Origin of the sequence: Frigoribacterium sp. PvP054 (assembly GCF_040547465.1) — a bacterium.
GTDB lineage: Bacteria > Actinomycetota > Actinomycetes > Actinomycetales > Microbacteriaceae > Frigoribacterium.
Genome location: NZ_JBEPPU010000008.1, coordinates 108,626 through 132,459, shown reverse-complemented (window position 1 = coordinate 132,459; position 23,834 = coordinate 108,626). Strand labels below are relative to the sequence as shown.

Genomic DNA, 23,834 nt, shown 5'->3' with positions numbered 1-23,834 from the left:
GGGGCGCGCCGGGCCCCCCCCCCCCCCCGGCCCCCCCCCCCCGCCCCCCCGGCCCCCCCCCCCCCCCCCGCGGGCCGGCCCCCCCCCCCCGGGGGGGGGGCCCACGTCCAGTCGGCGGTGCGACTGCGCCTCCTTGTCAGGCGCGCATCCGAGGAGGCGCGACTCGGCTCAGTCCGCGGGTGCGGTCTCGACGACCGGGCCGTTCACCTGGACGTCGATCAGGCGGTTGACGGAGCTGTCGGGTCCTGGAGGCCGTCGAGCAGTTCCGTGGCGACCGTGCGGGTCTCTTCGATGGACAGTCCGTCGTCCGCATCGTGAGGCCCGGTCGTGCCAGTGCTGCATGCCGTGAGGAGCGCGAGGCCCAACACGACGACGCAGAGCGCGCGGCGGTCACCCAAGGAGGAACGTCACGTCGCTGCGTCACCATCGGTCTCGACGGTCGGGCCCGTCACGGCGAGCGACAGGACGGCGGGTGCCGAGCCGTCGTCGCCGGCCTGCAGGCGGATCTGGTACCCCTCGTCGGCGTCCCGTGTCAGTTCCACCCATCGGCCTCCCGCGCCGGTCGTCTCACCGTCGTAGACGACCTTCCAGCCCGACGACCCCAACTCGTCCACTGCGTGGTCGGTCAGCTGCAACTGGTTCGCCGGCTCCCGCAGCGAGATGGTGCGTTGTACGTGCCACTCGACGACACTCGAATCGGCATCGACGTCGCCACCGAGCAGCGAGCCCGCGCTGTCGTCGACGACCTCGACCGACGTGACCTGGTCGCTGGGGATGAGAGCTTGCACGGCATGGGCGATCTCGTTGGCCTTGATCTGCGTCTGGTCGATGGTCACGGTGTCCTCCTGGGACGAGCGGGTGGGGGAGGCATCAGGCGCAGGCGAGCCCGACGTGCAGGCCGTGACGAAGGCGAGCAGGACGACGCCCGTCAGTGCGCCGGCAGCGTGGAGGGACCTCATCACCCCTGCCCCGTCTCGACAGCGATCGTCCGGCGTCGGTAATCGTCCTGCATGACCGGGAGGTCGTCGACCCCGACGTCCCACTTGTGGCTCTCACCCTCGGGGTCCTCGACGAAGGGTTCGACGTCACCGCCGGTGAGGACACCCATGACCTGCCGGAAGGCGGACGACTTGGTTGACCACCAGTTGAAGTGTCCTCGCATCGGTCCGCTCTCCTGCCCTGCGGAGGCAACGTTGAAGCCCGTCTCGAGCCGGGTCACTCCTGTCGACGACAGTGACGGATGCTCTGTTGTCCGCCCGCTGCCCCGAGCGCTGCTCGTTCATCGTGCCACCGGGCCCCGGCGGACGACACCGGCGGAGGGCTGTCAGCCGACGAACCACCAGAGTGACGCGATCTCGGCGGGCTGTCGCTGGAGGCCGATCCGCAAGCCGACCGGCCACAGCAGCAGGGGCAGCACGACCCCGAGGCCCGACAGCCGTCGGCCGTTCTCGTCCATGCGTGCGCCTCCGTCCCCCGGTCCTGGGCGCACGCCAGCAGCAGCCGGCGTGCGCCCCCACTACGGGGCAGCTGCCCACCCACCGCTTACGTCGACCCGCGCCCCGCCGATAGAGCGCCGTGAGCACGGATCGCTCGCACACCCCGGCCACGGATCGGCCCCCCGCACTCCACCGACCCCACCGGGACAGGCATGCCACTCGAATCCGTGACGCAAGCGGCGCTGCAGAGCGCCCTCGACGGTCTCTCGCTGCGCCAGAAGACGATCGCCGCGAACATCGCGAACGTCAACACACCGAACTACACCGCCAAGCGGGTGCAGTTCGAGGAGGCGCTGGGCAGGTCGGTCGCGGCCGGCAGCGGAGCGGTCCAGGCGTCCACGTCGCGCAGCCTCGAGCCCACGCGCCTCGACGGCAACAACGTGAACCTCGACACCGAGACGCTGTCGAACGTCGACACCGTGCTGCGGTACCAGTTCGCCACGCAGGCCATGAACTCCGAGCTGACGGCCGTGCGCGCCGCGTTCCGGACGAACTGATGACCGCCTTCGACGCGATCGGCATCGCGAGCACCGGCCTGACCGTGCACCGCAAGTGGCTCGACGCCGTCTCGGACAACATCGCCAACGTCAACACCGTCAAGTCGATGGACGACACCGCCTTCCAGGCCCGCTACGTCGAGGTGCAGGAGGGCGCCGGCACCTCGGGCGTCTTCGTCAAGGCCGACCGGTACGGCAGCGAGGCCGGCCGCGTCACGTACCTCCCCGACCACCCGCTCGCCGACGCCGAGGGGTACGTGCGCATGCCCGACATCGACCTCGGCGCCCAGATGGGCGACCTGATCATGGCGCAGCGTGGCTACCAGGCCAACGCCGCCGTGGTCGACCGTGCCAAGACGGCCTACGAGGCCGCACTCCAGATCGGACGTGGCTGATGCCCATCGCAGGAATCCAGGCCCTCGGGGCCGTGCAGCAGAGCGGTTACGCCGACGTGGGCTCGCTGATGCAGGCCGGCGGCGCGTCCGACGTGACGGGCGTGACCGGCGCGACCGGCGCCTCCTCGGCCTCGGGCGCGACCTTCGGCGCGACCATGACCGGTGCCGTCGAGGGGCTGCAGCAGCTGCAGTCCGAGGCGAAGACCCTCGCCGTCAAGGCGGTCACCGGTGACCTGACCGACATCCACGACGCGACCATCGCCGCGACGCGTGCGCAGGTCACGCTCGAACTGGTCAGCGCCGTCCGCAACAAGGGCGTCGACGCCTTCAACGAGATCATGAGGATGCAGGCCTGATGCCCACCGCCGTCAAGGGCCAGCTCGCCAAGCTGGGTGCCGCCCTGAAGAGCTTCACGATCGCGCAGCGCACGATCGCCGTCATCCTGCTCGCCGCCCTCGTGCTGGGCGTCGTCGCACTCGTCAGCTGGCTGGGCAAGCCGACCTACACGCCGCTGTTCAGCGGCATCGACCCCACCGACGCGAGCGCCATCGTCGAGCTGCTGCAGGCCGACGGCGTGCCGTACCAGCTGACCGCGGGTGGCGGCACGATCCTCGTGCCCGAGGGCGTCGTCTACGACGAGCGCCTCAAGGCCGCCGCGGCCGGGCTGCCCGCCGCGAGCGCCGACGGCGGCTACTCGCTGCTCGACACCATGGGTGTCACCTCGTCGGAGTTCCAGCAGAACGTCACCTACAAGCGCGCCATCGAGGGCGAGCTCGCCAACACGATCAAGGCCATGGACGGCGTGCAGAACGCCAGCGTCCAGCTCGCCATCCCCGAGGACTCCGTGTTCGTCTCCGAGCAGCGCGACCCCACCGCCTCGGTCTTCGTCGAGACGCGGGCCGGCGCGACGCTGGACTCCAAGCAGGTGCAGGCCATCGTCAACCTGACCAGCGCCTCCGTCGAGGGCATGAAGGCCACCGACGTGGCCGTCACCGACGCCTCGGGCACGGTGCTGTCGGCCGTGGGCAGCGGAGCCGTGGGAGGCGCGGGCGGCGACGCGAGCGACTACGAGTCGAAGGTCCAGGCCTCGGTGCAGGCGATGCTCGACAAGATGGTCGGCCCGGGCAACTCGTCGGTCGTGGTCGCCGCCGACCTCGACCAGAGCTCGGGCACGAAGGTCACCGAGTCGTTCTCGCAGCCCGAGAGCGGCCCGATCGCCCTCAACGAGTCGGGCTCGACCGAGGAGTACGGCTCGGGTGCGAACGGTGCCGGCGGCACCGGCGCGACCGGCGTGCTCGGCCCCGACAACATCGCCGTGCCCACCGGCACCGACGGCACGACCACGGCGGGCACCGGTGCCGACGGTGGCTACACCAACGAGTCGACCACCAAGAACAACGCCGTCGACAAGGTCACCGAGAGCCTCAACGTGCCGGCCGGCGAGGTCAGCCGGCAGACCGTGTCGGTCGCCCTCAACTCGGCCGCGGCCAACGGCGTCAACATGCAGAGCGTGCGCGACCTCGTCAGCGCCGCCGCCGGCATCGACGCGGCCCGCGGCGACACCGTGCAGGTCGCCCAGGTCGACTTCGACACGACGGCCGCGGACGCCGCCGCCGAAGCGCTCAAGGCCGCCGACGCGGCGAGCGCCAGCGAGGCCATGTGGGGCACGATCCGCACCGTGGGCATCGTCGCCGCCGTCGCGATCGCCGCGATCGTGGGCCTCATCGTCTTCGCCCGCCGCAGCCGTCGCCAGGACCGCGAGGACGTCGACCTCGGCGAGCTCGCCCCGCAGAACGGCGCCCAGACCTGGGACGCCACGATGCCGTTGTCGCTCGACGACGCCGTCGCCACCTCGCGCCTGACCCTGCCCGGCATGGGCGAGGCCAAGACCGAGCTGCTCGAGGTCGACGCCCCGACGCCGTCGCCCGAGTTCGTCTCGGCCGAGCGCCGCCGCGCCGAGATCGACGCGATGGCCGAGCGCGACCCGGGCAAGACCGCCGAGCTGCTGCGCGGCCTCATGGACGACCGGCAGCCCGCATGAGCCTCGTCCCCACCGCGTTCGGCGCTCCGGCGGCACCCGGCGTCGGCAAGCCCCTGACCGGGTCGCAGAAGGTCGCCGTGATCCTCATGCAGATGGACCAGGCCCGTGCGGCCGCCGTCATGAAGGAGTTCAGCGAGGTCGAGGCCGAGGAGATCGCGGCCGAGATCGTGCGCCTGCGCCGCGTCGACCCGTCTCTGGCCGACGCGACCGTGGCCGAGTTCCACGACCTCAGCGTGAGCGGCCGGTACCAGCGCCGGGGCGGCCACGACGTCGCCGTCGGGCTGCTCGAGGCGTCGTTCGGCTCGGAGCGCGCCGCCGGCGTCATGGAGCGCATGGCGTCGAACATGGCCGGCAAGTCGTTCGAGTTCCTCGACGAGGCCGAGGCCGGCCAGGTGGTGACGTTGCTCGACGGCGAACTGCCGCAGACCATCGCCCTGGTCCTCGCGCACCTGCGCCCCCAGCAGGCGTCGGCCGTGATGTCGGGCCTCGACGTCGAGCTGCGTGCCGACGTCGCCCAGGCCATCGCGACGATGGGCACGGCGACCCCCGAGTCGGTCGGCATCGTCGCGGCCACGCTCAAGGTGCGGGCCGGCGCCGTCGTCGCGCCCCGTGAGCAGGTCGAGGTGGTCGGGGGCATCCAGCCGCTGATCGAGATCCTCAACCGCAGCGACGTGGCGACCGAGAAGGCGCTGCTCGAGGGCCTCGACGAACGCGACCCCGAGCTGGCCGAGGAGGTGCGTTCGCGCATGCTCACGTTCGAGGACGTCGTCAAGCTCGAGTCGCGCGACATCCAGCAGGTGCTGCGCGGCATCGACGCGGCGATCCTCGCCACGGCGATGAAGGGTGCGCCGGCCGCGGTGACCGAGGTCATCCGCGGCAACGTGTCCGAGCGCAACCGCGAGCTGCTGGACGACGAACTGCAGTCGATGGGACCGGTCCGCAAGTCGCAGATCGAGGAGGCGCGGGCGTCGGTCGTGCGCGCCATCCGCGAACTCGAGGCGATGGGCTCCATCACCATGCACCGCTCCGACGACGACGCCCTCGTCGAGTAGCCCGCCCGCCGTCCCGCACCGGTGCGGGACGGCGGCCCCCCTTCGGGGCAAGGGCTAACGCCCACCGGCCGCAGGCCGAGAGTCGCCCCTGAGCACGGATCGCTCACCCCACCCCAGGCCACGGATCGGCCGTCACCCCCGAACGCCGAACGGCCCGTGATGCTCGATTCCGTGATGACCCCCGAGGGCGCTGCCCCGGCCTTCGCGCGCGTCAGCTACCCGTCCGTCTCGCTTCCCGGGTCCGACGCCGCCACCGTCCGTCAGGCGCACGACGCCCGGGCCGAGGCCCGTGGTCACGCCGCCGGGTACGCCGCCGGCCTCCGTGCCGCCGAACTCGAGCTCGCTGCCCGCCGGGCCGTCCTCGAGGCCGAGCACTCCGACCTGCTGCACCGGCTGCAGGCCGCGACCGTGTCCGCGGTCGAGGCCCTGGCCGCGTCGGCCCGGGCGCTCGACGCCCGGATCGCCCCCGTGCTGGACGACGCCGAGGAGGCGCTGGTCGCCACCGCCTTCGAGCTCGCCGAGGCGGTCCTCGGCTACGAGCTGCGCGCCTCCGAGTCCGTCGACGGCGACCTGCCCGGGGCCGACGCCAGCACCCGGGGCGCGGGCACCGGCGACCCGTCGACCCGCGCCACCGACCCCGCCCCGTCCGGTCCCCGCACCGGGCGGACCGCGCGTGCCGCGGTCGCCCGGGCACTCGCGGTGACCGAACCCGGCGACGTCGTCACCGTCCGTCTGCACCCCGCCGACCTCGCCCAGCTCGGGCCGGCCACGCTCGACTCCGTGGCCGCCGACGTGGCGTTCGTGGCGGACGCCTCCCTCGCCCGCGGCGACGCCGAGGCCGAGCTGCGCGTCGGCCAGGTCGACGCGCGCCTCGGCTCGGCGCTCGACCGGGCCCGGACGGCGCTGCTCGGCGACCCGGCGTCGGACGGGGGTGCCTCGTGACCCTCACCGCGCCTCCTGCACTCCTCGCGACGGGCCCCGTCGACCTCGCCACGGCTGAGGTCGCCGGGGACGCGCGTCGGCCCCGCGTGCCCTCCGTGGTCGCCCCCCGCCTGGCCGCCGCCCGCGCCGCGGCCCGCCCGCAGCGCGTCGGCCGGGTCAGCTCGGCCGTCGGCCTCGGCCTCACGGTGCGCGGCCTCGACGCGGCCGTCGGCGAGATCCTCTCGGTCGGCGACGGACGCACCGAGGCCGGCTCGGACCTCGCCGAGGTCGTCGCGACCACCCCGGACGGCGTCCGCTGCATGCCGCTCGGGCGCCTGACCGGCATCACCACCGGCACGCCCGTCCGCTCGACCGGTCGGCCCCTGCTCGTCCCGACCGGCACCGGCCTGTTCGGGCGGGTGCTCGACGGCCTCGGCCGCCCCATCGACGGCAAGGGACCGCTGGTCGGCTCGGACGGCGGTCGCGTCGACCTCGTGCCCCTCGACCACGAGACCCCGTCGGCCATGCACCGCGCCCGCATCGACACGCCCCTCCAGCTCGGCGTGCGCGTGCTCGACACCCTGACCACGGTCGGCAAGGGCCAGCGCGTCGGCCTGTTCGCCGGCTCGGGCGTCGGCAAGTCGTCGCTGCTGTCGATGATCGCCCGCGGCTCGGACGCCCAGGTCAGCGTCATCGCCCTCGTCGGCGAGCGCGGCCGCGAGGTGCGCGAGTTCCTCGAGGACGACCTCGGGCCCGAGGGCCTCGCCCGGTCGATCGTCGTCGTGTCGACGAGCGACGAGCCCGCCCTCATGCGCCTGCGCGCCGCCTTCGTCGCGACCCGCATCGCCGAGTCGTTCCGCGACCAGGGCGCCGACGTCGTGCTGATGATGGACTCGCTCACGCGCGTGGCGATGGCCCAGCGCGAGATCGGTCTCTCGGTCGGCGAACCGCCCGCGACCCGGGGCTACCCGCCGTCGACGTTCTCGGTGCTCGCCGGCCTGCTCGAGCGCGCCGGGACGGACCGCGTCGGCTCGGTGACCGGCCTCTACACGGTGCTGGTCGACGGAGACGACCACAACGAGCCGATCGCCGACGCCGCCCGCAGCATCCTCGACGGGCACGTCGTGCTCGACCGGAAGCTCGCCGTGACCGGGCACTTCCCGTCGGTCGACGCGCTCGGCTCGGTGTCGCGCGTCGCCTCGAAGGTGACCAGCCCGCCCCAGCGCGCCGCGGCGACCACGCTGCGCAAGGTCATGGCCGCGCGTCGCGCCGCCCAGGACCTGCTCGACGTCGGTGCCTACCAGCGCGGCACGAACCCGCTCGTCGACGCAGCCGTCGACCACCAGGGCGCCATCGACGCGTTCCTGCAGCAGGGCATGGACGATCGTGCGGCCTCGGCCGACTCGTGGAACGCCCTGGCCTCGCTGACCTCGCGGTTCGGGGGCGTCTGATGGCCCGCCCGTTCTCTCTGCTCGGCCTGCTGAGGCTGCGGCACGCCCAGCAGGACCAGGCCGGGGCCGTCCTCGCCGACGCCAACGAGCGCCTCCGCGAGGCCGCCGACGAGCGCATGCGCGCCAAGCGCACCCTCGCCGACGAGCCGTCCGAGGTGACCGACGCGGCGATGCTGAGCGCCCTGGCGGCGTCGCGGGCCTCGTCTCGCGGCATGCTGGCCGAGCTCGACGCGGTCACGCAGCGACGCCAGGCCGACGCCGACGCCGCGCAGGCCGCCTTCAACGAGGCGCGCCGTGCCGCGATCGGCCTCGAGAAGCTCGAGGCCAAGCACGCGACGGCCGAGGCGGCCGCCGACCTCCGCGACGAGCAGATCTCGCTCGACGAGATCGCCTCGCGCCCCCGGCCCGACGGCTCGCCGTCCGGCACCGACCCCGAGAACCCAGGAGGCGCGGCGTGAGCCCCGTGACCGAGGTCCTGTCACGAATCCAGGACATCCAGGCGACCATCGCCCAGCTGCGCGCGGGAGCGACCGGTGCGGCGACGACCGCGACGGCCACCGCCGCGTCCACGACGTCGGCCACGGCGTTCGCCGACGCCCTCGCCGGGACCTCCGGCACGGGCGCGACGGCGACCAGCGCCTCCGTGGACGCCGTGGCCGGCTCGGTCGCCGGCGGCAGCGGGGCCGACGGCTCGGACGTCGTCGAGGCCGCCAAGAAGTACCTCGGCGTGCCCTACGTGTTCGGCGGAGAGGACCGCACGGGCATGGACTGCTCGGGCCTCGTGCAGACCGTGTTCAAGGACCTCGGCGTCAGCATGCCGCGCGTCGTCCCCGACCAGGCGAAGATGGGCGCCGAGGTGTCGTCGCTCGCCGAGGCGAAGCCGGGCGATCTGCTCGTGCCCAAGGGCGAGGGGCACATCGTGATCTACCTCGGCGACGGCAAGGTGCTGCACGCACCCCGCCCGGGCAAGGACGTGCAGATCGTCGACAACTGGTACGAGGACTCCGACCTCAGCACGATCCGGCGCATCGTGCCGGCCGAGGGGGCTGCGGGTGCCGCGACGTCGTCGTCCGCGTCGTCGGCGCTGTCGGGGCTCTCTGGCCTGTCGGGTCTCTCGGGGCTGTCGGGTCTGTCGGGCCTCTCGGGTCTCACGGGTCCTGCCGGCGGGACGGGTTCGACCTCGTCGTCGGGGACCGACCTGATGACGGCCGCCCTGCAGAAGATGATGAGCGCGGGGGTGGCCTCGTGAGCCTGTCCCGCGCGCTGCCGTTCGCGCCTCCTGCCCTGTCCGACGCGTCGTCGCTGCGCGCCCCCGCCGGGTCGCGCGCGGCGGGGACCGGCGTCGCCCGCGACGCCGACCGGGCCGCGGCCGGCTTCGGAGCCGCCATGCGCGACGAGCACGCGTCGACCCGGGCCGCCGTCCGGCGTGACGCCGGGCCCGCGGAGCGTGACGCCCGCACGGTCGACGGGAACGCCGACCCGGACCCCGCCCGAGACGTCGCCCGTCCTGCCGACCGGAACGCCCCGGGGGCCTCGACCCCCGTCTCGGACGAGTCCGTCGCATCGTCCTCGCTCGACCCCACGTCCGTCTCGCCGTGGCGCCGACCGTTCGCCGACGCGACCTCGGCACCGACTCCCGAAGCCGGCGAGCCCGGAACCGCGACCGCAGCAGCCGGGTCCACCCCGACGACGGACGGCGCGTCCGCCGGGACGACGGTCGCCGACGGCGAGACGCTCCCGGCGACCGACCCCGGTCCCGCCGCCGCCCTCGCGGCACCGGCCCTGGTCACTCCGGCCCTGGCCACCCCGGCCGCGACGTCCCCGGCCGTGCTCTCGGCCCGCCCCTCCGCCTTCGGCGATCCGGCCCGCAGCGGAGCGTCCGATTCCGGTGACGCCTCGGCCGAGTCCGGCGATGCGGTCCGTGTCGGCTCGGCCGTGTCCGTGGCCGTGGCCGCCGCCGACCCCACCTCCGCCTCCGCCTCCGAGGCGCCCGGGACGGAAGCGGTGCCCGACCCGTCCGTCGCCGACTCGGGCCCCACGTCGCCGTCCGCCGTCACCTCGACCGGAGTCGCTGCCGTCGCCACGGTTGCGGCCACCGCCGGATTCGCCCTGGCCGCCGCCGCCGCGTCCGTGCCCACCGCCCCTGCGACCGGTGCCTCCGTGCCCGCCGCTTCCGCGACCGCCGCGTCGGCCTCCGGCGCGTCCGCCCCGGTCGCGCCGACGACCACCGCCACCGCGTCCGCGTCCGCGTCCGCCGCGCAGGGTGCCTCGCTCGCGACCGTCGGCACGGGGTCAACGAGCACGGGTGCAGTCGGCACTCCTGCCGGGTCGGCTCCGGCCGGCTTGCTCGCTCCGGCCCGCGGCGGATCGGCCGTGCGTCCCGACGCGTTCGCCGTCACCGGTGATCCGGTCCCTGCCGGATCAGCGGTCGGGAGCCCCGCCTCGTCGTCGGACGCTCGCCTCCTCTCGTCGTCGGCCACCCTCACGTCCGGCGCGACCACCGCGACCGGCGCATCCGGCACGTCCGGTCCCGCGAGTCCGTCGCCGACGGCACCCGGTGCCGCCACCGTCTCGGCGCCCACCCCGGCGACCGCACCCGCCGACCCGATCGTGCTCGCCGTGCCCGGGGCCGCCGCGACGTCCGCGGCCCCCGCGACCAGCGCCTCCTCGTCCGCGACCCCGGCGCCGGCCGCCGCACCGCCCGCTCCGCTCACGCAGCAGCTCGCGCGCCCGCTCTTCACGCTGGCGGCCGCGGGCCCCGGCGTGCACGTGGTCACCGTCGACGTCGCGCCCGAGGCGCTCGGCCCGGTCACGGTGCGCGCGCACGTCTCGGCGCACGGCCTGCACGTCGAGATGTTCGCGGCGTCGGACGCCGGTCGCGACGCCGTCCGGGCGATCCTCGGCGACCTGCGCCGCGACCTCGCGACCGCGGCGGGCCCCGGACAAGGAGGCGCGGGTCAGCAGACCAGCGTCGACCTCTCGTCGCAGAACCAGCCGTCCGACCCCCGGGGCGACCGCTCCGGCCAGGGCGGACCGGCCGGCGCGCAGACCGGTGCCGACGGCGGCGCCGACCGTCAGGCCCGCGACGCCGCCGTCGCACGCACCGCCGACGCCCGTGCCGCCCGTGCGCTGCGCGACGCCACCGACCCCCTGGACGCGACGGGTGCGGTCGACCGTGCCCGCGCCTCCTCGTCCCTCTCGACGTCGATCGACGTCCTGGCCTGAACCGGAGACCCCATGCCCTCGATCGACCAGATATCGGGAACCGTCGACGTCGCGACGCAGATCGCCGCCGCGAACGCCGCGAAGGGCGGCTCGAGCCGTTCGACCTCGAACACGATGGACAGCGAGATGTTCATGAAGCTGCTGGTGACGCAGCTGAAGAACCAGGACCCGTCGACCCCGATGGACACCAACGCCATGATGTCGCAGACCACCCAGCTGGCGATGATGGAGCAGGTCACGGCCCAGACGACGACGGCCAACGAGAACTTCTCGCTGCAGATGCGCATCGCCGCGTCGAACCTCGTCGGTCGCGAGGTCAGCTACACGGGCGCGGACGGCGTCGAGGTGACGGGCACGGCCTCGAGCGTGTCGTTCGCCGAAGCCGTCCCGAAGGTGACGGTCGGCGGGAAGGAGGTCGCGTTGGATCTCGTCTCGGGCATCGCCGCCACGAAGGCGTGACACGACCCGCACCACCGCACCACCCGCAGGACCAGCACCACCCGCAGCACCCCTCGAACCACACCGGGAGCAGGACGCGACCGGACCCACCCGCGCAGGACGCGCCTCCAGAGTTCTCCCCAGCTGAAAGGCAGCACCCATGCTCCGCTCCCTCTACTCCGGCATCTCGGGCCTTCGTTCGCACCAGACGATGCTCGACGTCACCGGCAACAACATCGCCAACGTCAACACCGCCGGCTTCAAGTCGTCGACCACGCAGTTCCAGGACACGCTGTCGCAGATCACGCAGGGCGCCGGCGGCCCGCAGACCGGCATCGGCGGCACGAACCCGGCCCAGATCGGCCTCGGCGTGCAGGTCGCCGGCATCTCGACCAACTTCTCGCAGGGCTCGGCGCAGGCCACCGGCAAGGCGACCGACCTGATGATCTCGGGCGACGGGTTCTTCGTCACGCGCCTCGGCAACGACACCGTCTACACGCGGGCCGGCGCCTTCGACTTCGACGCCGACGGCCGCCTCGTCTCGGGCGACGGCAAGATCGTCCAGGGCTACTCGGCGACCAACGGCGTCATCAACGACGGAGGCGCGCTCGGCGACATCACACTGCCCCTGAACGCGGCCGCCCCGGCCTCGGCGACCTCGAGCGCGACCGTCGGCGGCAACCTGCCGAGCGAGTCCGCGGTCGGCGACAAGATCGTCCGCGACACCAAGGTCTTCGACGCCAACGGCCTCGAGCGCACCCTGACGCTGACCTTCACCCGCACGACCGGCGGCTGGGACGCGAGCGCGACCGACGGCAACGGCGGCGCCACGACCTCGCTCGCCTTCACCGACGGCAAGCAGACCGGCGCGGCGTCGCTCGCCCTCAACGGCGTGACCGTCGACCTGTCGGGCGTCACCGGCTTCGCGGCCCTCAACACGACCTCGATCACCGACCAGAACGGCCGTGCGGCCGGCACCCTGCAGGGATTCTCGCTCGCCAAGGACGGCACCCTGATGGGTCAGTTCAGCAACGGGTCGACCGTCGCGCTCGGCCGTGTCGCGCTCGCCACGTTCGCCAACCCGGGCGGCCTCGAGAAGGAGGGCAACTCGGGTTACCGGGCGACCGCCAACTCGGGTGCCGCGACGGTGGGCGCCCCCGGATCGCCCGGCATCGGCTCGCTGGCCAGCGGCTCGCTCGAGATGTCGAACGTCGACCTCTCGCAGGAGTTCACCAACCTGATCGTCGCCCAGCGCGGCTTCCAGGCCAACGCCCGCATCATCACGACCTCGGACGAGGTGCTGCAAGAGCTCACCAACCTCAAGCGCTAGTCGCCGGCTGCCGCACCCTTCGCACCGCGTTTCGTGCACCTCACCCGATCTAGACCGGGTGTGCCGCACGAAACGCGGTGCGTTCGTCGTCCGGAGGCGCGGTGCGCGTCACCGGGGGACGCGCGCGAACGCGGCGCGCAGCCGGGCCCCGCGCTCGGGGTTGAGCTGTTCGACCCAGCCGATCCGCCCCCACAGCTGCGCGGCGAAGTCGGGGTGCCCGGACCGGTTCTGCGCCTCGAGGCCGGTGCGGGCGGCGTTGTGCAGCACGGCCCGCAGCCGGTCGTACTCGGAGCGCACCGTGTTCGTGCCCTGGTTGACCACCACGCCGGTGACGACCTGACGCGTGGCCGCACCGCGCACCCGGGTCTTCGACGCGTTCAGCTCGTGCCCCTCGTCGCCGACGATGCGTCCGATGCCCCGCACGAACGCGTCGGCCCGAGACGCGAGCGCCGCGTCGCCGCTGAAGGCGAGGTCGTCGGCGTAGCGCGTGTAGGTCGCCCCTGCGGCCCGGGCGTAGCCGTCGAGCCGGGAGTCGAGGCGTCGCAGGGCCACGTTCGCGAGCGCCGGAGAGGTCGGCGCCCCCTGGGCGAGGTGGGCGACCGAGAGCGCGTGGCGCAGCGCGAAGCGCTGCTCGGGGTCGCCTCCGTCGGGCATGCCCGACAGGACGCCCGGCGGCACCGAGTTCGTGCACAGCCCGGTGAGCACGTGGGCCACGGCGTCGGTCAGCCCCTCGCGACGCAGCGCGCCGAACACCTGCCCGGCGGTGACCCGGGCGAAGAACGAGGTCAGGTCGAGGGCGACGACGACCTCTCGGCCGACGTGCCGGCGGGCGCCGCTGATGGCGCTGCGGCCCGGGACGAACCCGTGCGCGGCGTCGTGCAGCGGCACGGCGGCGAGTACCTCGTCGAGCACGACGCGCTGCAGGTCGCGCAGTCGGAAGCCGGGCACCTCGAGCAGCCGTGGCGTGCGTCCGGGTCGGGCCCGCCACTCGTACCGGTGGTGCTGCAGGGGTCCCCGCTCGACGCGGCGGTTCCAGCGCCCGGGGTCGGCGAACCAGTCGAGCTCGCCGACGGTCAGGTGCAGCAGTCGGGCGACGTCGGCCACGGTGCCCGAGCGCAGGAGGCGCGGGTCGACCGAGCGCACCTCCTGCGTCACGGGCACGTGGTGGACGATGCGCAGCGGGCGGCCGTGCGCCCTCGCCTCGGCCACCGCGTCGCCGAAGGCCGGGTCGCGTCCGATCAGGGCGACGAGGGTGCGGGGGTCGTCGTGCGGTGCGCGGGGCAGGGCGCGGACGAGGCCCCGGGCCAGGGGGCGCCAGAACCGCGTCGGCCCGTCGATCGCCTCGCCCGCGGCGGCGGCCAAGCCCCGGACCGTCCACTCGGCGGCGAGCAGGGCGTCGGCGAGGGCGACGGCGACGGCGTCGGGCCCCGGGTCGGGATCGCGGGCCAGGGTCGCCGACGCGGGGGAGGGGCCGGTCACCCGGTCGCCGTCCGCGCGACGGTTGCCCGTCCGGCTGCCGCTCGCCGGTCTGCGGTGCGGCGGCCGGTGGCGCGGCCGGCGGCGTGGGGAACGACGGGGTCGGGGTGGCTGCGGCGGTGCCTCGGCGACTCGTGCATCGGTGCGGGCCCCTCGCCGCGCGGAGCGCGGTCTCGGGCCTGCGGAGCGGTGCCGTGGTCGATCTGCGTGCCCCGGGGTAGCCCCGGAGAGGAGGGCACGACGCGCGTGCCGCCCACCTCGCCGAGACACCGTCGCATGCGGTCACGCTAACGGAGGCCGCCGACGCCCGCGATCCCCCGCGAGGGTGAGCCCGTCACGGGTCGTGGGTTGCTCCCCCAGGACGCGGAGGAGGCGCGGTGCCTGCTCTGCAGACACCGCGCCTCCTCGGCTGTCCGGCTGCGATGCCGGGTCGATCGACCTAGTAGGTCGTCGGCATCGAGTTCATGATCGCGGGCAGGACCACGGCGATGTAGATGATGCCGAAGATGATCGACACGATGCTGATGATGACGCCGGCGATGGCGAGTCCGCGGCCGCGCTCGCCGGTCTTCTTGATCTTCGACAGCGCGATCAGGCTGACGACGAGCCCGGCGATGTTGAAGACGAAGGCCAGGATGAAGCCGACGATCGCGAGGACGTTGTAGCCCGCGGCGGTGCCGGCGGACTGGGGCATGGCGGTGTTGGACATGAGGACTCCTAGGTGTGGTGACGTCGGGTGACGTGAGGCAAGACGAGAAAGACCGCTTTGAAACGAGATTGCCTCAATCAGAACGGTCTTGCCCGGAAGTCTGACAGAAAGTTGTGATCACGTGTGGCCGACATACCGGCCGGCCTTGTGGTTCATCGCCAGCACGAGGTTGAGCACGACGGCGCCGAGGGCCGAGAGCAGCACGATCCACGGTGAGACGACGGTCAGCGAGGCCAGCACGATGAGGACGTCGAAGCCCATCTGCACGTATCCGGCGCGCAGGCCGGCCCGCTCTTGCAGCACCAGGGCGAGGATGTTGATGCCGCCGAGGCTGGCTCCGTGGCGGAAGAGGATCAGCAGGCCGACGCCGACGAGCAGGTTGCCGGCGAGGGTGCCGTAGACGGGGTTCACGGCGTCGATGTCGAACACGAGCGGGTGCAGGTACGAGAAGGCCGAGAGCATGACGACGGTGAGGATCGTCCGCAGCGTGAACGGCCAGCCCTTCTTCCAGACGGCGAGCGCGAAGAACGGCACGTTGACCAGGACGAACAGCACGCCGAAGGTCCAGCCCGTGGCGTAGCTCGTCAGCAGGGCCAGGCCCGCCGTGCCGCCCGAGACCGCCCCGCTGGCCTTCAGCAGGAAGAGCCCGAACGAGGCGAGGAACACCCCGGTCACGACGCCCATCACGTTCTCGGCGAGCGTGTGCTTCGTGGTGTCGACGGTCTCGATCGAGCCGGTCAGGGCGGGGTCGTCGATGCCGTGGCGGGCCGGGGCCGCGGCGTCGGGCGTGGCGGCGTCCGGCAGGCCGGCGGGCGACGACTCGAGGGCGGGGGAGGAGGCGGTGGTGACGTCGTCGGCGCGGGCGGCGGGGGTGGTGCCGGGGCGCGACTCGTCGAGGGGTTCGTGGGTCACCGGCACATCCTGCCAGCCCCCTGTTTCGCGCACGTGACGCGCCGCGCCCTGCCTGCGGCTCAGCCGTTGCCCGCCACCACGATGGCGATTGGCACGATGACGGCGAGCAAGGCGGCGACCGTCACGAGCGCGCAGAGCACTGGGCGTCGCGTGGTGATCGGAACGACGCCCGGCACGATCCGGGCGGCGTTCTTGCCAGAGAAGACCTGATCGGCGGGCATGATCGTGATCCGTGCATGCTGGGCGATCGCGAGCAGCTGTTCTCCGGGCCAATTGGCCTCGGTGAGGACGAGGCGGCGGCCCGTGCCGTTCCGGACGGCGAGGTAGCCCAAGTTCTGAACGCCCAGGTCGAGCACGCAGAGGATGCCCTGCTGTGAGCCGTCGAATGCGATCGTCGTGGTGCGTCCCCACCTGCGTCGGCTCACGGCGCTGTCGGACACCCTGAGGTGCGTCGTTCGCAGGTACAGCCACAGTCCGATCCCCGCGATGGCGATCGTCGCGAGGACGACGGGGATGAACGCACCACCCAGGCGGTAACCGCCGAGGAGGAACGCTACGGGGATGAAGATCAGACGAGCTTTGGCCTTCGACCAGAAGTGCGACCAGTCGGGGCGGTATGTCAAGGGCGGGGTGGTCGTTGCGTTCATGCACATTCTTTCTCCGGGGGGATTCGGTTTGGGGTTTCGGTTTCAGGACGCCAAGACAGACCTCTTGAGAGGTGGTTGACGAGAGTGGCTGGCTCGCTCGTCATGCACTCGCCGCCGCGACGACCGAGGAAGTCTCGAGTGACCAGATGGCCAGGCCGAGAAGGACCGCGGCGACCATCGTCAGGCACACGGTGAAGACGAGCGTCGCCCAGGGGTGCCGCTGTAGCGGCGACAGCATGCCGGGCGCCAGGGAGTCCGCCTCCGCAGGGCTCAACAGGCCGTTCCCGTTGCAGTACCTGAGTGGAAAGTGACGCGAGATCCGTTCCAGGTCGGAAGTGGCCCAATAGGTACCCGACAGTCGCATGACCGGCTGCCTGCCCCGTCCCAAGATGAGCCGGAGAACGGGCCGAGGGCCGTCCACGTTGGCAAATATCCCAGAGGTCGGTCGAGTCCTCACGACGTGTCGAGTCACGAGGAAGCGTGAGTAGCTCAATCCGTCGTCCAGCAAGACGACCCGGGTTGTCAACATGTAGACGCTGATGCCACTGAGGACGAATACCAGGACCACTGCGGCAAGCGCCCAGCCCAGCGCTGAGTCCCGAACGGTGAACGAGATCAGACTCGTTGACCCGACGGAGATGATCGCGTTTCGTGCGTAATGTCGCCACCGTGGACGCAGGACACGATCCGCACCGCTGCCCTGCCGCGTCGGTGACGCGCGATCATTCACGCCGACCTCGAGATCTGCAGGAGCCGTGCGATGTCGTCGACCTCGGGTACGACGAGATCCGCGGGTTGGGGGTGGGGACATTCGGTGACGAGGAGAACGACCTGACGGGCACCGTCCGCGCCGGGGACGACCCAGGACCACGTGACGCGCGTGACGGCGGCACACGACGTCGGGTGCAAGCCGGGTCCGAGGATGCGCACGTCTTCCGTTCGGCAGGCCGGGCCCATGGTCGTCGAGGGGTGGTCGTGGTCGGGTCGGTCGATCCACCGGCCTCGACCGAGAGCATCGAGGTGCGGACAGGAGATCTCCTCTCCGTCTTGCACGATGATGAGGGCAGCCCAGCCGATCAGGCCGGCTGAGGCGTCGATGCGCGCCAGGGCGAAGTCGAAGTCCGCCAATGAGGCCATGAGCTCTTCCACCCCCTGCAGCCCTCGACCGTCGGACAGATGGACGCGCTGGGGCGAGTGCCTGTCGTGGACGAGTCGCCAGGCGTCGTCATGGGTGAAGGTGATGTTCACGGAGCTTCCCCAGTTCGTGAGACCTGGACCTCGTGGAATGTTCGAGACGTCGATCGGGACATGGCGATCAGGCGGGCGAGCACGCTCGTGAACGCGACGACGGAGATGACCGTGGAGGCCGTCGCCGCCCCGACGAGCAGCTCGGTCTGGGAGGACTCGAGAGTCGGGCCGGCGCCGGAGCGGAGGAAGGTCGTGCCCACGATCGAGAGGGCGATGAGGCGGATGCTCGGGGCGAGCATTCGTGTCTGCAAGCCGCTGTACCCGGCGGCTGCGTCGACGTGCAGCCCTCGGTTGAACTCGGGCCCGAAGGAAGAGGTCTGCCGGGGCGCCTGCCCGGAAAGCTGTGTCTTCGTGAGTCCGGCCGAGGCCAGGACTTCGAACAAACGGTTGCGACTGGTGTCGTCCGGGGCCCAGAGCATCATGGGCAACGTCACTCGTTCGACCCCAGACCGGTCGACGAGTGCGAGGGACCCCGCCGTCTTGCGAGAACGAAGGGTGTACGACACCAACTCGGTGTCGGAGGCCCTCCGACGGGTGCCTGTGACGAAAGTCATGCCCACGGAGAGCTGATCTCGCAGGTGCAGGCCGTCTGCTTCCGCCCAGAGAATCGCTCGGCGCGCGAAGCGTCGCGGAGATCGGGGACGGACGGCGTGTTCACGGCGGCTGCGCCTCGTCGGCACCGGCAGCCATTCGACACAGGACGCCGAGACCGTCACGCCCGTGCAGACGAGCGCGACGCTGAGAACGGTCTCACCGACCACGAAGGGTGATGCGTCCTTCAGCTGCACGGTCAGCCAGGAGGTCGCGGCGACCACGACGAACGAGAGGACGACTCCGATCGTCGCAGCTATCTCGACGCCGAGCCAGATGCGCTTCTCGCGAGTGGGTCGGAGGGCGACGAGGACGAGGTCGCCGGGGGCCGGCGTTCCCGACAGGAACGGGTCGGCAGCGACCAGGGGTACGTCGAGATGCTCAGCGAGTGACGCGAAGCCGGCGCTCCGCATCATGAGGTCGGGATGCAGGTATCTGTGCCCCGGCCACCATTCGTAGAGGGGCCAGACGAACGTGCCCTGTCGGGTCTCGATCCAGGCTGCGCCCTCCTGGCCGAACGGCGTCAGCGGAAACGTCTGCGACTCCGACGAACTCCAGCCGATCCGAATGACATCCTCCTTGGAGGAGAGCACGCGGAGGCGTCCTCGAGCATCGGCGAGGACGAGGGCGTCCCGGTCGTCGAGTCCTGCAGCGACGTGCGCTCGAGCCCCTGCCAGGAGGGGGCTCCTCGACGTAGCGGTGACGAAGGGGACCATGGCCGGTGTCGACGTCAGTCCGTCCACGAGAACGTCCTGACGATCGAGTCGAGATGGGCGATCTGCGCTCCGAGCAGCGACGTCCCGAGAGTGGACCCGGACAGGATCAGGAAGACGCCCGGAGCATCGCGGATGTCGGTTGCGTAATGGACCGTGCCCTGCGACACGGAAGCAGACGTCCGGCCCGCTTCCACGGAGGTGGCATCGAGGCCGAACGCGTCGTGCAGGACACCATTCCACTCGTGCACGGATCGGCTCACCCGCTGGACGCACCGAGACCAGGCGATCTCTGCGTCGTCGAGAGTTCCGAGGGAAGACGGAGGCAGTCCCAATCGGAGCAGCGCCCTGGCCGGATCGCACTCCTGCGGGCCCGCACGCACGACGAGCGACATGAGCGACATCGGTCCGATGCCCGTCCGAGATGCCCCGGCGAAGAAGTACAGATCGAGTGCGTCGACCGCACGTGCCCGCGTGACCGCTGTCATGAGGGCCTCTCGGTAGCGGCGCCGCGCCGACGCGACGTCCCGAGAATCCCTGTCGGGGAGTCCGTCGAACGCTGCCCTGGCCAGTCGTTCGCATTCGACCGAGCTGTCGTTCCTCAGATCGGCACGTCGCCAGGAGGCGGGAAACGTCAGCGTGAAGGCTTCCCTGCTCACAAGGAACCCACGACCGGTTCGCGTCGTTTCTGTCGATACGACCCATCCGTGAGGTCGGACACGATCGTCTTGATCGTGACCACGTCTCCGACGTGTCCCACGAGTCCGACTGGTCCGCTGATCCCAGCCCAGAGCATCCCGGGGCCGTAGTGTGCGGTGGCGGACGGCCCACCCCGTGCCAGGCGTCGGACGAGGAAGAGTTCGAGGCCACCGCCGCCCACCATCTCGTCCACGAATCGGACTGTCGGATTGCGGCCGATGGCATCCGCTCGGGCCGCGAGCTCGCGCCGAGCTTGCGCCCGGACGGCATTCGCGTGTCTCGGTGCGGCCGCGTTGGCTCGAACGGCCGCCCCGGAGTGGGCCACCGACGTCTTCGTGGCCGTCACGGCTCGGCTGACAGCGCGGAGTCCACCCAGGCCGAGGCAGGCCATGCCGAGGTTGGCGATGTCGCCGAGCACATCCGCAGGGGTCGCGTCGCCGGCCACGGCCTGGGCCAGGGTGATCAGGAGCGAGAGGGCGGCCACGGCGATCGAGAGCCCGAGCAACAACGGAGCCAGGGGGCCGGCGAACATCGCGGCGAGACCGAGGACGAAGCCGAGAACGCTGAGGACGTCCTTGGTGATGTTCAGGGCTTCGCGCGCGTCGTGCACCACCTGCTTCACCCCGTCCCACCAGGTGTCGCGCAGCTCGTCGTCGCCGGCCAGGCGGACGGCCGCGATCGCCCGGTCGTTCAGGGCTCCGAACTCGCCCGAGGCATCGCCCCCGCTGCCGACCAGGCGGGTGATGACCGCCTTCGCGTCGGCGAGGTCGGCGTCGGCGAGGTCGACGGCCCGCGTCCGGGCCGCTTCTTGCCGCTCGACCTCGAACGGGTCGGTCTCGCCGGGGACGACGAACCTGTCGGCCGTGCGCCGCGCCTCCTTCGCGTCGTCGGCGTCGAGGCGGGCTCGATCGGCCTGCCGCTGCAGGTCGTCGAGGCCGTCCGCGTACGCGTCGAGCGCGGCGGCGAGATCGAGGTAGCGCTGCTTCGCCTGGTCGATCGCGTCGGCGAGGGGTTCCGCCGACGTCGTGAAGGTGCGGCCGGACTCGGAGTCCCACCCGTCGGCCTTCGCCGACCGCCGCAACCGTCGCGACTGCGTCTCGATCGACCTGCCCGTGGCCCGAGCCGCGGTCGCCGACGACCGGATCTCGGTCGGGTCGCCGGGGACGGGGTCGGAGGCCAGGTCGAGGGGGCTCCAGTCCCACGGGCGACTCACGGCGCACCCGCCGCGTCCGACGGCGCGAGGGCCCGGGCCAGGTCGCCGTCGACCTGCGTGAAGGTCGTGCCCGCCGCCTCGGCCATGGCACCGACCGCCGCGATCGACTCGAGCATGCGCCCGCGGGCGATCGCCCAGTCGTCGGAGAAGGCCTCGACGGCCGACCGCAGTCGTGGCGAGCCGATGCCGTCGCACCGGGCGCCGGCGCTGCCGGACGACAGGTCGGAGTGCAGGGTCTGGAGGTCGCGTGACAACGCGGCCAGCGCCTCCAGATCGATGTCGATGTACCGCGCCACGGCGGCTCCCCTCGTCGATATGAGCAATGCCACACACCATACCGAACGTGATGGCCGTCGAGGCCGCCCTGTGGACAACCGGCCGCATCCCCGCCGACGCCGCACCTAACGCTCCGCCACCCCTGGCCGATAGTGCTCCGTAGCCGCTCAGGACGAGCAGCGACACCTGCCCCACGGACGGCGGCAGGAGACACAGACCTAGGACGGGCCGATGATCGTCGTCACGCGACTCAACGACAGCAGATTCGCTGTCAACCCTGACCTCATCGAGCGCATCCACGAGACGCCCGACACGGTCCTGATCATGGTCGACGGCGCCAAGTACGTCGTCACCGAGCCGATGGCCGAGGTCATCGAGATGATCGCCCGCTACCGGGCCCGCATCGTCTCGCTCGCCTACGACGAGCCCTCCGCCACCGCACCGGCCAGCCAGGCGCTCGGCAACCGCACCTCGACCGGTCCGCAGCTCGGCATCGTCCGGGGCTCGTCCGGCACGGGAGGCGCGGGTCGCGTCACCGAGTTCCGTCCCCCCGTGCAGGCTCCCGCCGTGCACGCCCCGGCGGCGCACGCCCCGTCCGACACCACGCAGGGACGCTGACCGTGGATCCCGCAACGATCATCGGCATCGTCCTCGCGCTGGGCGCCCTGTTCGGCATGATCCAGCTCGAGGGCGTCAGCATCGCCGGGCTGCTGCTGCCCGCGCCGATCATCCTCGTCTTCGGCGCCACGATCGGCGTCGGCATCGCCGGCACGACGATCAAGGACGCCATCCTCAGCTTCAAGAAGATCCCCCGGGCGTTCACCGGCAAGGTCGTCCCCCCGCAGTCGGTCATCGACGGCGTCGTCTCGCTCGCCGAGAAGGCCCGCAGCGAGGGCTTGCTGTCGCTCGAGCAGGAGGCTGAGAAGCTCGACGACCCCTTCATGAAGGGCGCCCTGCAGAACATCGCCGACGGCACCGACGGCGAAGAGCTGCGCATCCTGCTCGAGGACGAGATGGAGTCCCGCCTCGCGGCCGACCGCACCGCCAGCAAGTTCTTCATGAGCCTCGGCGGGTACGCCCCGACGGTCGGCATCGTCGGCACGGTCGTCAGCCTCACGCACGTGCTCGAGAACCTCGCCGAGCCCGACGAGCTCGGCCACATGATCGCCGCGGCGTTCGTCGCGACCCTGTGGGGCCTGCTGACGGCGAACTTCCTCTGGCTGCCGCTGGGCGCCCGCCTGAAGAAGCTCGCCGACCTCGACGAGGCCCGCATGACCCTGCTGCTCGAGGGCGTGCTGGCCGTCCAGGCGGGAAGCCAGCCGCGCCTCCTCGGCGAACGCCTCAAGGCCATGGTGCCGACGCACGCGCTCGAGGGCGCGGCCGGCAAGGGTGGCAAGGCGAAGGTCGGGGCGGGCAAGCCCGGCGACGACCAGGGGCTGGCCGCATGAGCGGCTCGCGCGGCGCCCGGAAGAAGAAGGGGCACGCCGAGGACGAGCACCCCGACGAGCGCTGGATGGCCTCGTACATGGACATGATCACCGTGCTCATGTGCATGTTCATCGTGCTCTACGCGATGTCGACCGTCGACCAGGACAAGTACATGGCCCTCCGCAACTCGCTCGCGACCGGCTTCGGCCAGACCGAGGTCGGCAAGATCGACACCGCCTCGGGCACGGTCGTGGCCGCCGACGACGTCACGCCCGACGGGGCGGGCTACTCGACGGGCACCGAGACCGACATGAGCAAGACGGCCGCGTCGGGCGAGGCGCAGACCGCCGAGCAGGCCGCCGCGGCATCGACCGCGGCGCAGGCCGAGCTCGACGACCTCGAGGCGATCAAGGCGGCCGTCGCGGCGAACCTCGAGGGCTCGGGCCTGAGCGGCGACGTGCAGTTCGCCGTCGACGCCCGCGGGCTGACGATCCGCCTGATCGGCTCCGAGACGTTCTTCGGCACGAACAGCGCCGACCTCAGCGGCACCGCCGTCAGCGTGATGAACGCGATCGGCCCGGTCCTCAAGACCGCCGGGCACGACGTGTCGGTCGAGGGCCACGCCGACCAGCGCAGCTCGACCGCCCCCTTCGCCACCAACTGGGAGCTCTCCTCCGCCCGCGCCACCCAGGTGCTGCGCGATCTGGTCGAGCGGGGCGGCATGGCGCCCGACCACATCCAGTCCGTCGGCTACGGCTCGTCGCGGCCGCTCAGCACCGGAACGGCCGACGCCGACCTCGCCGCGAACCGTCGCGTCGACATCGTCGTCCTGTCGAACCAGTCCGACGCGGTCAGCGCCCTGCTGCCGCAGCTCGAACAGGCCGCCGCCGCCGCGGGAGGCGCGGTGACCGACGGCCGCAACCCCACCGTCCAGCAGGCGGCCGACACCTCGACCACGGCCGAGGCTCCCGCCCAGGAGAAGCCGAAGGCCGAGAAGGAGGAACACGCGACCGAGGAGGAGGACTCCTCGGGGCACTGACTCCGACGACCCAGTACGGGGGGTACGCGTGATCCTG

Annotated in this window: 28 protein-coding genes; 15 read left to right on the top strand and 13 right to left on the bottom strand. The window is 72.2% G+C overall.

Going from position 1 to position 23,834, the window contains the following annotated elements; genetic code table 11:
• Positions 1–407 precede the first annotated feature (407 nt).
• The 3 genes from ABID81_RS11720 to ABID81_RS11710 form a co-directional block, all read right to left on the bottom strand.
• A complete protein-coding gene (locus ABID81_RS11720; protein ID WP_354594962.1) occupies positions 408–836 on the bottom strand; it encodes a hypothetical protein in 429 nt (142 codons plus the stop codon).
• Positions 837–958: 122 nt separating this feature from the next.
• Complete coding sequence (locus ABID81_RS11715; RefSeq protein WP_354594961.1) at positions 959–1,162, bottom strand: hypothetical protein; 204 nt, start codon at positions 1,160–1,162, stop codon at positions 959–961.
• Positions 1,163–1,324: 162 nt separating this feature from the next.
• A complete protein-coding gene (locus tag ABID81_RS11710; RefSeq protein ID WP_354594960.1) occupies positions 1,325–1,456 on the bottom strand; it encodes a hypothetical protein in 132 nt (43 codons plus the stop codon).
• 192 nt (positions 1,457–1,648) lie between these two features.
• On the opposite strand from ABID81_RS11710, the gene ABID81_RS11705 reads away from it, so the two are divergent.
• The 12 genes from ABID81_RS11705 (at position 1,649) to ABID81_RS11650 (ending at position 12,846) form a co-directional block, all read left to right on the top strand.
• The gene (locus ABID81_RS11705) at positions 1,649–1,993 is read left to right on the top strand and encodes a flagellar basal body rod protein FlgB (RefSeq protein WP_054145348.1); all 345 of its coding nucleotides are present in this window, start codon (positions 1,649–1,651) and stop codon (positions 1,991–1,993) included.
• Positions 1,993–2,388 (top strand): flagellar basal body rod protein FlgC, encoded by a 396-nt coding sequence (locus ABID81_RS11700; RefSeq protein WP_043596823.1) that lies wholly within the window; start codon positions 1,993–1,995, stop codon positions 2,386–2,388. The genes ABID81_RS11705 and ABID81_RS11700 overlap by 1 nt, the downstream gene beginning before the upstream one ends.
• Positions 2,388–2,744 (top strand): flagellar hook-basal body complex protein FliE, encoded by a 357-nt coding sequence (gene fliE, locus ABID81_RS11695; protein WP_354594959.1) that lies wholly within the window; start codon positions 2,388–2,390, stop codon positions 2,742–2,744. Before ABID81_RS11700 ends, fliE begins: the two co-directional genes overlap by 1 nt.
• Positions 2,744–4,429, top strand: a complete 1,686-nt coding sequence (gene fliF / locus ABID81_RS11690; RefSeq protein ID WP_354594958.1) for a flagellar basal-body MS-ring/collar protein FliF — start codon at positions 2,744–2,746, stop codon at positions 4,427–4,429. Before fliE ends, fliF begins: the two co-directional genes overlap by 1 nt.
• Positions 4,426–5,481: a flagellar motor switch protein FliG gene (gene fliG, locus ABID81_RS11685; RefSeq protein WP_354594957.1), complete on the top strand. Its 1,056-nt coding sequence runs from the start codon at positions 4,426–4,428 to the stop codon at positions 5,479–5,481. The genes fliF and fliG overlap by 4 nt, the downstream gene beginning before the upstream one ends.
• A gap of 171 nt (positions 5,482–5,652) precedes the next feature.
• Positions 5,653–6,423 carry a FliH/SctL family protein gene (locus ABID81_RS11680; RefSeq protein WP_354594956.1) on the top strand — a complete coding sequence of 257 codons (771 nt, stop codon included), beginning with the start codon at positions 5,653–5,655 and terminating at the stop codon, positions 6,421–6,423.
• A gap of 86 nt (positions 6,424–6,509) precedes the next feature.
• Positions 6,510–7,853, top strand: a complete 1,344-nt coding sequence (locus tag ABID81_RS11675; protein ID WP_354594969.1) for a FliI/YscN family ATPase — start codon at positions 6,510–6,512, stop codon at positions 7,851–7,853.
• Positions 7,853–8,311 carry a flagellar FliJ family protein gene (locus ABID81_RS11670; protein WP_354594955.1) on the top strand — a complete coding sequence of 153 codons (459 nt, stop codon included), beginning with the start codon at positions 7,853–7,855 and terminating at the stop codon, positions 8,309–8,311. The genes ABID81_RS11675 and ABID81_RS11670 overlap by 1 nt, the downstream gene beginning before the upstream one ends.
• The gene (locus ABID81_RS11665; protein WP_354594954.1) at positions 8,308–9,102 is read left to right on the top strand and encodes a C40 family peptidase; all 795 of its coding nucleotides are present in this window, start codon (positions 8,308–8,310) and stop codon (positions 9,100–9,102) included. Before ABID81_RS11670 ends, ABID81_RS11665 begins: the two co-directional genes overlap by 4 nt.
• Complete coding sequence (locus ABID81_RS11660) at positions 9,099–11,078, top strand: flagellar hook-length control protein FliK (protein WP_354594953.1); 1,980 nt, start codon at positions 9,099–9,101, stop codon at positions 11,076–11,078. The genes ABID81_RS11665 and ABID81_RS11660 overlap by 4 nt, the downstream gene beginning before the upstream one ends.
• A 12-nt stretch (positions 11,079–11,090) precedes the next feature.
• Positions 11,091–11,537, top strand: coding sequence for a flagellar hook assembly protein FlgD (locus ABID81_RS11655; RefSeq protein ID WP_354594952.1), 447 nt, complete (start codon positions 11,091–11,093; stop codon positions 11,535–11,537).
• 139 nt (positions 11,538–11,676) lie between these two features.
• Complete coding sequence (locus ABID81_RS11650) at positions 11,677–12,846, top strand: flagellar hook protein FlgE (protein ID WP_354594951.1); 1,170 nt, start codon at positions 11,677–11,679, stop codon at positions 12,844–12,846.
• Between the two features lie 108 nt (positions 12,847–12,954).
• On the opposite strand, the gene ABID81_RS11645 is transcribed toward ABID81_RS11650, so the two are convergent.
• The 10 genes from ABID81_RS11645 to ABID81_RS11600 all read right to left on the bottom strand — a co-directional run bounded on the left by ABID81_RS11645 (position 12,955) and on the right by ABID81_RS11600 (position 21,350).
• Positions 12,955–14,325, bottom strand: coding sequence for a reverse transcriptase family protein (locus ABID81_RS11645; RefSeq protein WP_354594950.1), 1,371 nt, complete (start codon positions 14,323–14,325; stop codon positions 12,955–12,957).
• Between the two features lie 436 nt (positions 14,326–14,761).
• Positions 14,762–15,031: a DUF4190 domain-containing protein gene (locus ABID81_RS11640; protein ID WP_354594949.1), complete on the bottom strand. Its 270-nt coding sequence runs from the start codon at positions 15,029–15,031 to the stop codon at positions 14,762–14,764.
• Positions 15,032–15,148: 117 nt separating this feature from the next.
• The gene (locus tag ABID81_RS11635) at positions 15,149–15,787 is read right to left on the bottom strand and encodes a YitT family protein (RefSeq protein WP_354594968.1); all 639 of its coding nucleotides are present in this window, start codon (positions 15,785–15,787) and stop codon (positions 15,149–15,151) included.
• Positions 15,788–16,002: 215 nt separating this feature from the next.
• Complete coding sequence (locus ABID81_RS11630; protein ID WP_354594948.1) at positions 16,003–16,590, bottom strand: hypothetical protein; 588 nt, start codon at positions 16,588–16,590, stop codon at positions 16,003–16,005.
• 100 nt (positions 16,591–16,690) lie between these two features.
• A complete protein-coding gene (locus ABID81_RS11625; RefSeq protein ID WP_354594947.1) occupies positions 16,691–16,828 on the bottom strand; it encodes a hypothetical protein in 138 nt (45 codons plus the stop codon).
• Positions 16,829–17,316: 488 nt separating this feature from the next.
• Positions 17,317–17,838 (bottom strand): hypothetical protein, encoded by a 522-nt coding sequence (locus ABID81_RS11620; RefSeq protein ID WP_354594946.1) that lies wholly within the window; start codon positions 17,836–17,838, stop codon positions 17,317–17,319.
• A complete protein-coding gene (locus tag ABID81_RS11615; protein ID WP_354594945.1) occupies positions 17,835–19,022 on the bottom strand; it encodes a hypothetical protein in 1,188 nt (395 codons plus the stop codon). The genes ABID81_RS11620 and ABID81_RS11615 overlap by 4 nt, the downstream gene beginning before the upstream one ends.
• Before the next feature lie 137 nt (positions 19,023–19,159).
• Positions 19,160–19,801, bottom strand: a complete 642-nt coding sequence (locus tag ABID81_RS11610; RefSeq protein ID WP_354594944.1) for a hypothetical protein — start codon at positions 19,799–19,801, stop codon at positions 19,160–19,162.
• Complete coding sequence (locus ABID81_RS11605) at positions 19,798–21,054, bottom strand: hypothetical protein (RefSeq protein ID WP_354594943.1); 1,257 nt, start codon at positions 21,052–21,054, stop codon at positions 19,798–19,800. The genes ABID81_RS11610 and ABID81_RS11605 overlap by 4 nt, the downstream gene beginning before the upstream one ends.
• The gene (locus ABID81_RS11600; protein ID WP_354594942.1) at positions 21,051–21,350 is read right to left on the bottom strand and encodes a hypothetical protein; all 300 of its coding nucleotides are present in this window, start codon (positions 21,348–21,350) and stop codon (positions 21,051–21,053) included. Before ABID81_RS11600 ends, ABID81_RS11605 begins: the two co-directional genes overlap by 4 nt.
• Before the next feature lie 211 nt (positions 21,351–21,561).
• On the opposite strand from ABID81_RS11600, the gene ABID81_RS11595 reads away from it, so the two are divergent.
• From ABID81_RS11595 to ABID81_RS11585, 3 genes are read left to right on the top strand one after another with little or no spacing between them, the layout of a single operon-like run.
• A complete protein-coding gene (locus ABID81_RS11595; protein WP_354594941.1) occupies positions 21,562–21,948 on the top strand; it encodes a flagellar FlbD family protein in 387 nt (128 codons plus the stop codon).
• Between the two features lie 2 nt (positions 21,949–21,950).
• Positions 21,951–22,778 (top strand): motility protein A, encoded by an 828-nt coding sequence (locus ABID81_RS11590; protein WP_354594940.1) that lies wholly within the window; start codon positions 21,951–21,953, stop codon positions 22,776–22,778.
• Positions 22,775–23,797: an OmpA/MotB family protein gene (locus ABID81_RS11585; RefSeq protein WP_354594939.1), complete on the top strand. Its 1,023-nt coding sequence runs from the start codon at positions 22,775–22,777 to the stop codon at positions 23,795–23,797. Before ABID81_RS11590 ends, ABID81_RS11585 begins: the two co-directional genes overlap by 4 nt.
• The last annotated feature ends 37 nt before the right edge of the window (positions 23,798–23,834 follow it).

Bases quoted from the DNA above. Each gene is read 5' to 3' on its own strand.
- ABID81_RS11655 (WP_354594952.1), top strand. From the start codon at position 11,091: ATGCCCTCGATCGACCAGATATCGGGAACCGTCGACGTCGCGACGCAG.
- ABID81_RS11710 (WP_354594960.1), bottom strand. From the start codon at position 1,456: ATGGACGAGAACGGCCGACGGCTGTCGGGCCTCGGGGTCGTGCTGCCC.
- ABID81_RS11715 (WP_354594961.1), bottom strand. From the start codon at position 1,162: ATGCGAGGACACTTCAACTGGTGGTCAACCAAGTCGTCCGCCTTCCGG.
- fliE (WP_354594959.1), top strand. From the start codon at position 2,388: ATGCCCATCGCAGGAATCCAGGCCCTCGGGGCCGTGCAGCAGAGCGGT.
- ABID81_RS11630 (WP_354594948.1), bottom strand. From the start codon at position 16,590: ATGAACGCAACGACCACCCCGCCCTTGACATACCGCCCCGACTGGTCG.
- ABID81_RS11640 (WP_354594949.1), bottom strand. From the start codon at position 15,031: ATGTCCAACACCGCCATGCCCCAGTCCGCCGGCACCGCCGCGGGCTAC.
- ABID81_RS11625 (WP_354594947.1), bottom strand. From the start codon at position 16,828: ATGCTGTCGCCGCTACAGCGGCACCCCTGGGCGACGCTCGTCTTCACC.
- ABID81_RS11670 (WP_354594955.1), top strand. From the start codon at position 7,853: ATGGCCCGCCCGTTCTCTCTGCTCGGCCTGCTGAGGCTGCGGCACGCC.
- fliF (WP_354594958.1), top strand. From the start codon at position 2,744: ATGCCCACCGCCGTCAAGGGCCAGCTCGCCAAGCTGGGTGCCGCCCTG.
- ABID81_RS11595 (WP_354594941.1), top strand. From the start codon at position 21,562: ATGATCGTCGTCACGCGACTCAACGACAGCAGATTCGCTGTCAACCCT.
- ABID81_RS11700 (WP_043596823.1), top strand. From the start codon at position 1,993: ATGACCGCCTTCGACGCGATCGGCATCGCGAGCACCGGCCTGACCGTG.
- ABID81_RS11650 (WP_354594951.1), top strand. From the start codon at position 11,677: ATGCTCCGCTCCCTCTACTCCGGCATCTCGGGCCTTCGTTCGCACCAG.
- ABID81_RS11705 (WP_054145348.1), top strand. From the start codon at position 1,649: ATGCCACTCGAATCCGTGACGCAAGCGGCGCTGCAGAGCGCCCTCGAC.
- fliG (WP_354594957.1), top strand. From the start codon at position 4,426: ATGAGCCTCGTCCCCACCGCGTTCGGCGCTCCGGCGGCACCCGGCGTC.
- ABID81_RS11585 (WP_354594939.1), top strand. From the start codon at position 22,775: ATGAGCGGCTCGCGCGGCGCCCGGAAGAAGAAGGGGCACGCCGAGGAC.